Here is an 8,669-nt window from a genome sequence, read left to right as displayed (position 1 = left end):
AGAGCGGCGTGCGATGAGCGTCGATTTGTTCCTGGATGCGCAGGGCTGCGTGCGCCGTATGGAAGCGTCGCCGTCAATTATCCGCTCGTGTGCCCGCCTGGCCTACGGATGGGTGCAGCATGGGCTTGAGGCGCAGCGCGACGGAGAACGCGAGGCGGCGCTCGCCTGCATCTCGGAAGCCGCAGGGGCTAAGAGCGAGGCGGTGCTCGACAGGCTTATGTATCTCGACGGAATCGCTCGCAAGCTCCATGCGTCGCGTATCGCCCGCGGCGGCATGGATTTCGAAAGCGAGGAGGCCAAGGTGCGCCTCGACGCTCAGGGGCGACCGGTTTCGGTGGATGTGCGTGTGAAGACGGATGCGACGTCGTTGGTTGAAGAGGCGATGATTGCTGCGAACGAGGCAGTGGCGTGTTTTCTGCGCGATGCCAAGGTCGCATTGATCTACCGCGTCCACGATGCGCCCGCTCCGGCAGACCTTGTGGACCTGAAGCCGATTCTCCAGGAGTTCGGCTACGACAGGCAGGTGTCACTGACGCGGTTCTGCTCCGGCGACCCGTTCGCCATCCAAGAGGTGCTTGCCGCGGCGCAGGGCAGGCGCGAGGAATACCTGGTGTCTTCGCTTATTGTGCGTGCGATGAAGCGTGCGGTATACCGCGATGCTTGCGGGACGCATTTCGGCCTTGCAAGCGAGGCGTACACGCACTTCACGAGTCCCATCAGGCGCTATCCCGATCTTATGGTGCATCGCATGCTGAAATGTGCGCTGTTCGGCAGATCCGAGGAGACGTCGGCCGTCGAGGCGGCCATGAGCCAGATCGCCCAGCATTCTTCCGAGGCGGAGCGCACTGCCGAGGCTGCTGCGCGCGAGAGCCAGGAGCTCAAGCTCTACGAGCTGCTCGAACAGCGCGTAGGCGAAGAGGCTGACGGCATCGTGTCGGGCGTGGTGTCGTCCGGCTTCTTCGTGCGTCTCGCCGATACGACCGAGGGCTTCGTCGCGCTGCGTGGGGCGGGAGAGTACTGGATGCTCGACGCCCAGCGCCGCACGCTCACGGGGTCCGATTCGGGCAGCGTGGTCCGACTCGGCATGCGCGTGCGTATCCGCATCAAGGACGTTCGGCCGCTGGAGCGCCGCGCCGATTTCGTGCTTGTAAGCAAAGGGCGCGGAATAGGATTGAGACTGAGGGGATAGCGTCGAAGCGCAGAGGTCGGGCGTTGATTCGCATTTACGCTGCTGCTTCGCGAAATGGGTTTTGGTGAAGAGCTCATCGCGCCATGCTGGAACCGAGTGGGGGAACTTGTATAATGTCCCGTGCCGATTGGGGCAGGTTTGAGGCCTCGATGGCGCGAGGGAACATGCGATTAAGAAAGGCTGCACGCTTCACGTGGCACGAGAGAAAAAACAGATAGCGAAGAACCGCAAAGCGTTTCATGAGTACGAGATTCTTGAAACGTTTGAGGCAGGCATCGTCCTGTCCGGTACCGAGGTGTGCTCGCTGCGCGAGAACAACTGCCAGCTCACCGATTGCTTCGCGCTCGTTCGCCACGGCGAGGTCTGGCTGCATGGCCTCCATATCGCGCCGTATTCCCATGGCAACCTGGCCAACCCCGATCCCGATCGCAAGCGCAAGCTCCTTCTTCACCGGAAGCAGATTCGCTACATGGAGGAGAAGACGCGTGAAAAGGGTATGGCGCTGGTTCCGCTCAACATCTACTTCGCCACAAACGGCCTGGTGAAGATGGAGCTGGCGATTGCGCGCGGCAAAAAGCTCTACGACAAGCGTGCCGACATGGCAAAACGCGATGCGAAGCGCGAGATTGAGCGCGCCATGAAGGAACGATACAGGTAAAAGGCGAGAGCGTCGAATGCGGAGTGTGAGGCGTGTTCCGGCGCGATCGATTTGCAGGAATCTTAAAAGGGGGCGTTTAACGCAGATGGGTCTGTTCAGAAGGACGAGCCGCAAGGTGGGTCGCGTGGCGAAAAACGTGGCCAAGAACGTCATCATGCCGCAGGACGATTCGGATAAGGTGAAATCGTCTAAGGCCAAGGATGCTGCGGCGCAGGACGCGCCCCAGCACACCGATGCCGAGTACGATGCGCTTAAAGAGAAGTATGACGCCGTGATGCGCGCCAAGTGGGAGGAGTACTACAAGACCTCCTGCAACGGCGAATGCGAGACCTGCGAATACTACGATTGGTGTCCGGATGATTTCGAGGACGAGGCCGCCGAGGAGGCGGAGGAGCCCGCGGCTGAAGAGGTGGCGGAAGAGGGCGCCGAAGAGGCCGAATCCGAAGAGGAGCCCGAACCCGAGCGCGAACTCACCGAAGAAGAGCGTGCAGCCAAAGAGGCGGCAGAGGCGTATTACGAGGCCGGCTGCGACGGCGAATGCGAGAACTGCGAGCATTACGACTGGTGCCCCGCCGAAGAAGAGGGCGAGGAAAACCCCGACGACAAGGTCCTGTTCAAAGGCATCACGCAGGGCGATGTGAAAAACGCCGCCAAGGGAGGCGTGGAGCTCGCCCGCGAGAGCGCCATGGCCGCCAAGGAGCTCAAGGAAGCCATGGACGATATCCTCGGAGGCTTCGACCTGAAGAACCTGACGAAATAACGCATTGCTGTAAGAGCATAAAAAAGCGCCCGACCTGCGACATTATCGCGGTCGGGCGCTGTGCGTTATGGTGGAGGCGCGGAGAATCGAACTCCGGTCCATACTACATTCTCCCTCAGGCTCTACAAGCTTATTCCGTGGTCAGGATTCGGGCGCCTGCGGCTCACGGACACGCGTTGGACACCCTAGCCCGTTCTGTCTTAATCGAAGCCATACGGACTACGTGCTTCGATGCAGCCCCCTAAAATGACGTCGCCCCCGGAGCGGAGACAATCCGGGTTTGACGGGCCGCGTAAATTAAGCAGCCATGGCGAGCGCCGGAGCGCTCTGAGTGTTGTTCTTGCCAATTAACTTGACGGTACCCCTGTTTAGCGTGGCGAGGAGACCACGGCCTGCTCCTCAGATCAAACGTACCATGTCGAAACCAGTCGCCCCCGAAAGGCGCCTGCGATGGCGTTGTGCCGAAGATAGCATCCACCGATATCGCATTCTCAAAGTGCCCTCGAACCTTCGTTCGAAGATGCTTTATTGTAGTGGATGATTATGGAAAGTCAATCGGAGCGTTGCGCGAAGCCCGTATCGCGTTCTTGGGGAAGTCGCTGCGCGGAAACGATGTGCCTTCGCCTGGCGCCATGCAAAGCCTGCGTCGCATCTTCGTCAAATGCAGGTCAATTCGGATAAGGCGGCACGCGCCCCCAATCCTCTTTCTATTAAAGTGAAGCGCTGCGGGCTTCGGATGAGTCCGTCTCGCGGCGCTTGGACCGGGGCGTCTTGCCTTCGCCTGCGTTGCGATTCCAGCTCCCTTTGAATCGGAAGGCGGGAACCGTGGGGCATACACCCTCCCTAAGCGTCATCATCCCCATCTACAACACCGAGACGTACCTGCGCCAATGCCTTGACAGCATCCTTGGTCAGACGTTTTCGGATATCGAGGTCATTTGCGTGAATGACGGCTCCACCGACGGGTCGCTTTCCATCATGCACGAATATGAAGAACAAGACGGGCGCGTGCGCGTGATAGACAAGCCCAACGGCGGCTACGGCCATTCTGTCAACCGCGGGCTCTCTGAGGCGCGCGGCGACTACATATCCATCATCGAGCCGGACGATTTCATCGACATCCATATGTACGAGGATTTGCTGGCCGAGGCGCAGAGGCGGGACGGTTCTGCCGTCGACGTGGTGAAATCCGCCTACTGGAACTATTACGACGTGGAGGGCGAGCCGCCGCGCATCGAGGCGCCCAACCTGATGAACTGCATGCCGAGCGAATCGTTCGAGTTCACGGCCCATACGCATTGGGAGGTGCTCTACCACCATCCCTCGATCTGGTCGGCCATCTACCGACGCGCGTTCATCGAGGAATGCGGCATCCGCATGATCGAGCCTAAGGGCGCCGGCTGGGCCGACAATCCGTTCTTTTTCGAGACGCTGCTGCAGGCTCAGTCGATTGTATGGGTGCCAGCGGCGTATTACTACTATCGCCAGACCAACCCCGACTCTTCCAGCAATCTCAAGGACTTCCATCTGCCGTTCGACCGTCTGCGCGATATCCGCGCCCTGTTCGAACGCCTTGGGGAAACCGATCCGCATGTGCTGATTTGCCTGTACAACCGCGTGTTCAGCTACGTCAATTCCGTCGTTGGGGAATTCGGATTCCCAGAATCCGACCCTGAGATCATGGGGCGAATCCGCGAGGAGTTCGAAGCGATCGACACCGATGTGCTCTATTCGGCGAAGCGCGGCATCAGCAAAGAGCGCTTGGCGTATTACGAGGACGTCATGGGCATTACGCGGGCGCGCGTGGCGGAGCACGATGCCATCGAGAATCCCCAGGTAAGCATCGTTGTGCCTATGCGCAATTCGAGGGCGCTTTTATGGGATACGTTCAAGAGCGTGATCGCGCAGAATCTGGAGAGCTTCGAGGTGCTGTGCGTCGATTGCGCGTCGACCGACAGGTCGTATGCGGTGGCATGCGATGCGGCGGGTCAGGACGGGCGCTTCCGCGTTGTGTCGTGCAAATCGTCGAACATTGCGGAAGGCTGCAATGCGGGCCTTGACGCGGCCCGCGGGCGGTTCGTGTACTTCCTACTGCCCGGCATGGATATGCCGGAGGGGTTCCTTGCCTCCATTGCTGCTGCGCTGGAGGAGCATCCTGAGGCGGAGCTCTCGCTGTTCGCCCTGTCGCCGCGTTTTATGGGCGATCACCTGCCGAAAGGCACGCAATGCATCGCTGTTGGGACGGAGGGGAACGCTGCCGCCCTCATGCTTGCTGACGGGGGGACGCTGGGTGTATCGTCGAAGCTGTTCCGCAAGGCATTCCTTGACGATCAGGGCATTCGCTTTGACCCTTGCGAAACCGAAGAGGGTCTGCTGTTCTGCCTCAAGGCTCTGCGCAGGGCCAAGTATGTGCTTGTTCAGCGCAAGCATCGTATCGATGACGAACGTCTGCACCTGCAGGAGCGCGGCCGCAAGGATGCGGGCGCGAGATTCCAAGAGCGTATGGGGATGCTCGAGGCGATGGAGGAGTACGCGATCAAGTCGGGCGAGGAGGAGGTCGTTCGCGCCTTCCGATGCAGCGCGGTGTCGCAGCTTGACCGCGATATCCACCTGTATTGCAGCACCGTCGATGGCGAGAAGGTTTTCAACGGCGCCCTTGATGCGCTGGCGTGCCGCTTCGGGCTGGCGCAATGCGGCGGCATGTATTTCCTCAACCAAGGGGCATATCGGCACCTGCAGCGCGCGACCCTGATGGGGTATCAGCAGTTCGTGCAGCGCGAGCTCATGCTGGCAAGCAACAACGTGATAGCGCTGCGCAACCGCAATCGCTCGATCAAGGATTCCGGGTCGTATCGATTCGGTCGCGCTGTATCCAAGATGGCGCGCAAGATGCTGCCGCGTTCCGTCATCGCCAAGGTGAAGAAGGGGTAGGCCGATGTCTGTGAAAAAAGCCGCGAAGCGCGTTGTTATCAAGGGGCTGCGTTCCGCGAAAAAGATGGAGATGCGCGTCGAGCATCGTATGAAGGTAAGGCTGGGCCTTGCTCGGGACGAAAAGCCGTCCGGCCCGTACGTCCACCCTTGGAGTATGCAAGACCTTGGACGCCCGACCATCGTCGATCAGATGAAGAAGGAACACTGCTGCGGATGCGAGTCGTGCCGCAATGCCTGTCCTAAACAGGCGATTTCGATGGCGGAGGACGAGGAAGGATTCCTGTATCCCCAGGTAGATCATGCTCTTTGCATCGATTGCGGCATCTGTATCAAGAAATGCCCTACGTATAACGACCAGCCCGCGAACGACGTCGTGACCGAATGCTATGCCACCATCGCCGCAGACGATGCCGTACGTGCGCGTAGCAGTTCGGGAGGGCTGTTCTCGCAGCTTGCCAATCGCACGCTTCAGGCGGGCGGCGTCGTGTTCGGAGCGGCGTACGATGGCTGCGACACGGTGCGCCATCGAGCGGTCGAATCCATTGAAGAACTTGATGCGTTGCGTCGCTCGAAGTACGTGCAGAGCAGTACGGGCGACACGTTCGCCCAGGCGAAGCAGGCGCTCGACCAGGGACGACAGGTTCTCTATTCCGGCTGTCCTTGCCAGATTGCGGGATTGTATGCCTATCTGGGAAAAGATTACGACAACCTGCTCACGGTAGACCTCATTTGCCATGGCGTTCCGTCTCCGGGGTTGTTCCGTCGGTACTTGAAGGAAACGTATCCCGAGGGTGGTGTTGCCGAGGTCAATTTCCGTGATAAGAGCGCGTTCGGGTGGTCGACGCACATGAACGTCTACATGGAGGACGGGAGTGTTCGTCGTGAGAAATGCACCGACGACCCGTTCTATCTGATGTTCCTGCGCTGCCTTGCCCAGCGGCCGTTCTGCTCTATCTGCAAATTCACCCGATTGCCACGCGTGGCCGATTTGTCCATCGGCGATTGGTGGGGCATCGAGAAATACGACGCGACGCTCAATGACGGGTGCGGGACGTCGCTCGCGCTGGTGAACAACGCAAAAGGACGAAGGGCATTCGAGGCGGTGCGGGATGGTATGGCTCGATGCGAAACACATCCCCTGAGCCAGGCCCGTCCGCGCAACTACACTATCGACCGCCCGTTCAAGGCACACATCCATCGTGCGCGGTTTTTCGGGTTGCTTGATAGGTACCCTTTCGCGAAGGCGGTGCGCTACGGCCTCGAGAACCACTTCGACGTGGGCATATACGGTCTGTGGTACGGTGAGAACTACGGAAGCATCCTGACGTACTACGGCTTGGTCAAGGTGCTCGAGTCCATGGGGCTGTCGGCGCTCATGATTGCGAATCCTTTGGGGTCTGCTCAGGGCGATGCGCTTGAGCCTACGAAGTTTGCGCAGAGGCAGGGTTACTCGATTTCTATGCGCCGTCCGCTTTCGCGTATGGGCGAGCTCAACGAGTTCTGCGATTCGTTCGTTCTAGGCTCTGACCAGTTGTGGAACCCCGGCCTGTTCAAACCCTACGGCTACTCGTATTTCCTGAGCTTCGTCAATCCCGATCGCAAGCGCATCGCCTACGGCACGAGCTTCGGCAAGGCCACGCACAGAATCGATGAGATCACGAAGAACCGTATGCGCTATGAGTTCTCCAAGTTCGACGCGGTGTCGGCGCGCGACGATTTCTCCCGTGATTTGGTTAAGGACGAATACGGCCACGATGCGGTCAAGGTGCTCGATCCCGCGATTCTGTGCGACGCCGTGCACTTTCACGAGCTTGCCGCCCAGGCGACGGAGCCCGCGTGCGTAGCGGGCGAGATGCCGCTTCTTGCGAGTGGGAATTATCTGTTCGCGTACATTCTCGATCCGGACGAGACGACGCTTGATGGTCTTGCCCAGATTGCGAGCCAAACGGGCATGCCGGTTGTCGTGTCGATTGATATGCGTCCTGAGACGAGAGAGAAGAACCGCTCGTATTTCAAGGGTGGAGAATCGCGCGGCGTGTTCGTGCTGGACAACCTCCAGGTGGAGCAGTGGCTTTACGCCATCGAGCACGCGGATGCCACGCTCACCGATTCGTTCCACGGCATGCTGTTCTCGTTCGCCTTCGAGAAGCGGTTCGTGGCGTTTCCCAACGCCAAGCGCGGGGCGGGGCGCTTCATCGACGTGATGGGCGTTCTTGGGCTGGAAGGTCGCAGGATCGACGGCCTGCATGGCCATGTGGATGAGACGATCGGGCTCTTGGCTACGGATGTCGATTACGTCAGCGCGAACCAGCGCTTGGAGCGCGAGCGGGCGTTTTCCCGTCGCTGGCTCAAGGACGCATTGTTCTCGCTGAAAAAGGTGCCAACCTACCGCGCTTACACCATCGTGGAAGACAATCTTCTCCGTTAGCGTCGACGGAGTGGGCGAGCGGCGTGGACTCAGGCGGTCGCGCTGCTCGCTCCATTCGACTTGCGGCGATGCGCGTTCTCTCCTGATTTGTTCTTGTTCGGGTTTCCAATACCTGTGAAATTCGGCACCAACTACGGGCCATCCTCTATAATACGGTTTCGCGGGTCGTACGGCCCGCTTTCAATGTTTCCTAGTTCCGGAGGGTCCGCCCATGGACGGTAAAGTCGCGGTTCTCATACCCTGCTACAACGAGGCCATCACCATCGCCAAGGTGGTGGACGACTTCAGGCGCGTGCTGCCCGAGGCCGACGTCTACGTCTACGACAACAACTCCTCCGACGGCACGGCCGAGATCGCGCGCGAGCACGGCGCGATCGTGGTGCGCGAGCCCCGCCAGGGCAAGGGCAACGTGGTGCGCTCGATGTTCCGCGACGTGGAGGCCGACTACTACGTGATGGTGGACGGCGACGACACCTACCCGGCCGAGGCCGCCCCCGCGCTGATCGCGCCGCTCGTGTCGGGCGAGGCGGACATGACCGTGGGCGACCGCCTCTCCAACGGCACCTACGGCGAGGAGAACGACCGCGCCTTTCACGGGTTCGGCAACGACCTCGTGCGCTTCCTCATCAAGGCGATCTACGGCTTCAAGTTCTCCGACGTCATGACGGGCTACCGCGCGTTCAACGAGGTGTTCGCCAAGACC

Annotated in this window: 6 protein-coding genes and 1 other RNA gene; 6 read left to right on the top strand and 1 reads right to left on the bottom strand. The window is 60.1% G+C overall.

Translation table 11 applies throughout. The features are described 5' to 3' along the window. From Q0J60_RS08410 to Q0J60_RS08400, 3 genes are all read left to right on the top strand, one after another. Positions 1-1,189 (top strand): RNB domain-containing ribonuclease (locus Q0J60_RS08410; RefSeq protein WP_294440505.1); only part of this gene is annotated, 1,189 nt, incomplete at its 5' end. Positions 1,190-1,382: 193 nt separating this feature from the next. Then, complete coding sequence (gene smpB, locus Q0J60_RS08405; RefSeq protein ID WP_294440503.1) at positions 1,383-1,847, top strand: SsrA-binding protein SmpB; 465 nt, start codon at positions 1,383-1,385, stop codon at positions 1,845-1,847. An 85-nt stretch (positions 1,848-1,932) separates the two neighbouring features. After that, positions 1,933-2,607 carry a hypothetical protein gene (locus Q0J60_RS08400; protein ID WP_294440501.1) on the top strand — a complete coding sequence of 225 codons (675 nt, stop codon included), beginning with the start codon at positions 1,933-1,935 and terminating at the stop codon, positions 2,605-2,607. A gap of 68 nt (positions 2,608-2,675) precedes the next feature. Here Q0J60_RS08400 and ssrA read toward each other — a convergent pair. Then, positions 2,676-3,043: a transfer-messenger RNA gene (ssrA, locus tag Q0J60_RS08395) on the bottom strand. A 389-nt stretch (positions 3,044-3,432) separates the two neighbouring features. Between ssrA and Q0J60_RS08390 the strand changes: the two genes are divergently transcribed. The 3 genes from Q0J60_RS08390 to Q0J60_RS08380 form a co-directional block, all read left to right on the top strand. Further along, a complete protein-coding gene (locus Q0J60_RS08390) occupies positions 3,433-5,538 on the top strand; it encodes a glycosyltransferase family 2 protein (RefSeq protein ID WP_294440499.1) in 2,106 nt (701 codons plus the stop codon). 4 nt (positions 5,539-5,542) lie between these two features. Then, positions 5,543-7,966, top strand: coding sequence for a polysaccharide pyruvyl transferase family protein (locus tag Q0J60_RS08385; protein WP_294440497.1), 2,424 nt, complete (start codon positions 5,543-5,545; stop codon positions 7,964-7,966). Positions 7,967-8,177: 211 nt separating this feature from the next. Beyond that, the coding region (locus Q0J60_RS08380; protein ID WP_294440496.1) for a glycosyltransferase family 2 protein at positions 8,178-8,669 on the top strand (492 nt) is incomplete at its 3' end.

Origin of the sequence: uncultured Slackia sp. (assembly GCF_944321625.1) — a bacterium.
Classification (GTDB): domain Bacteria; phylum Actinomycetota; class Coriobacteriia; order Coriobacteriales; family Eggerthellaceae; genus Slackia.
This window is presented reverse-complemented; position numbering and strand designations above follow the sequence as displayed.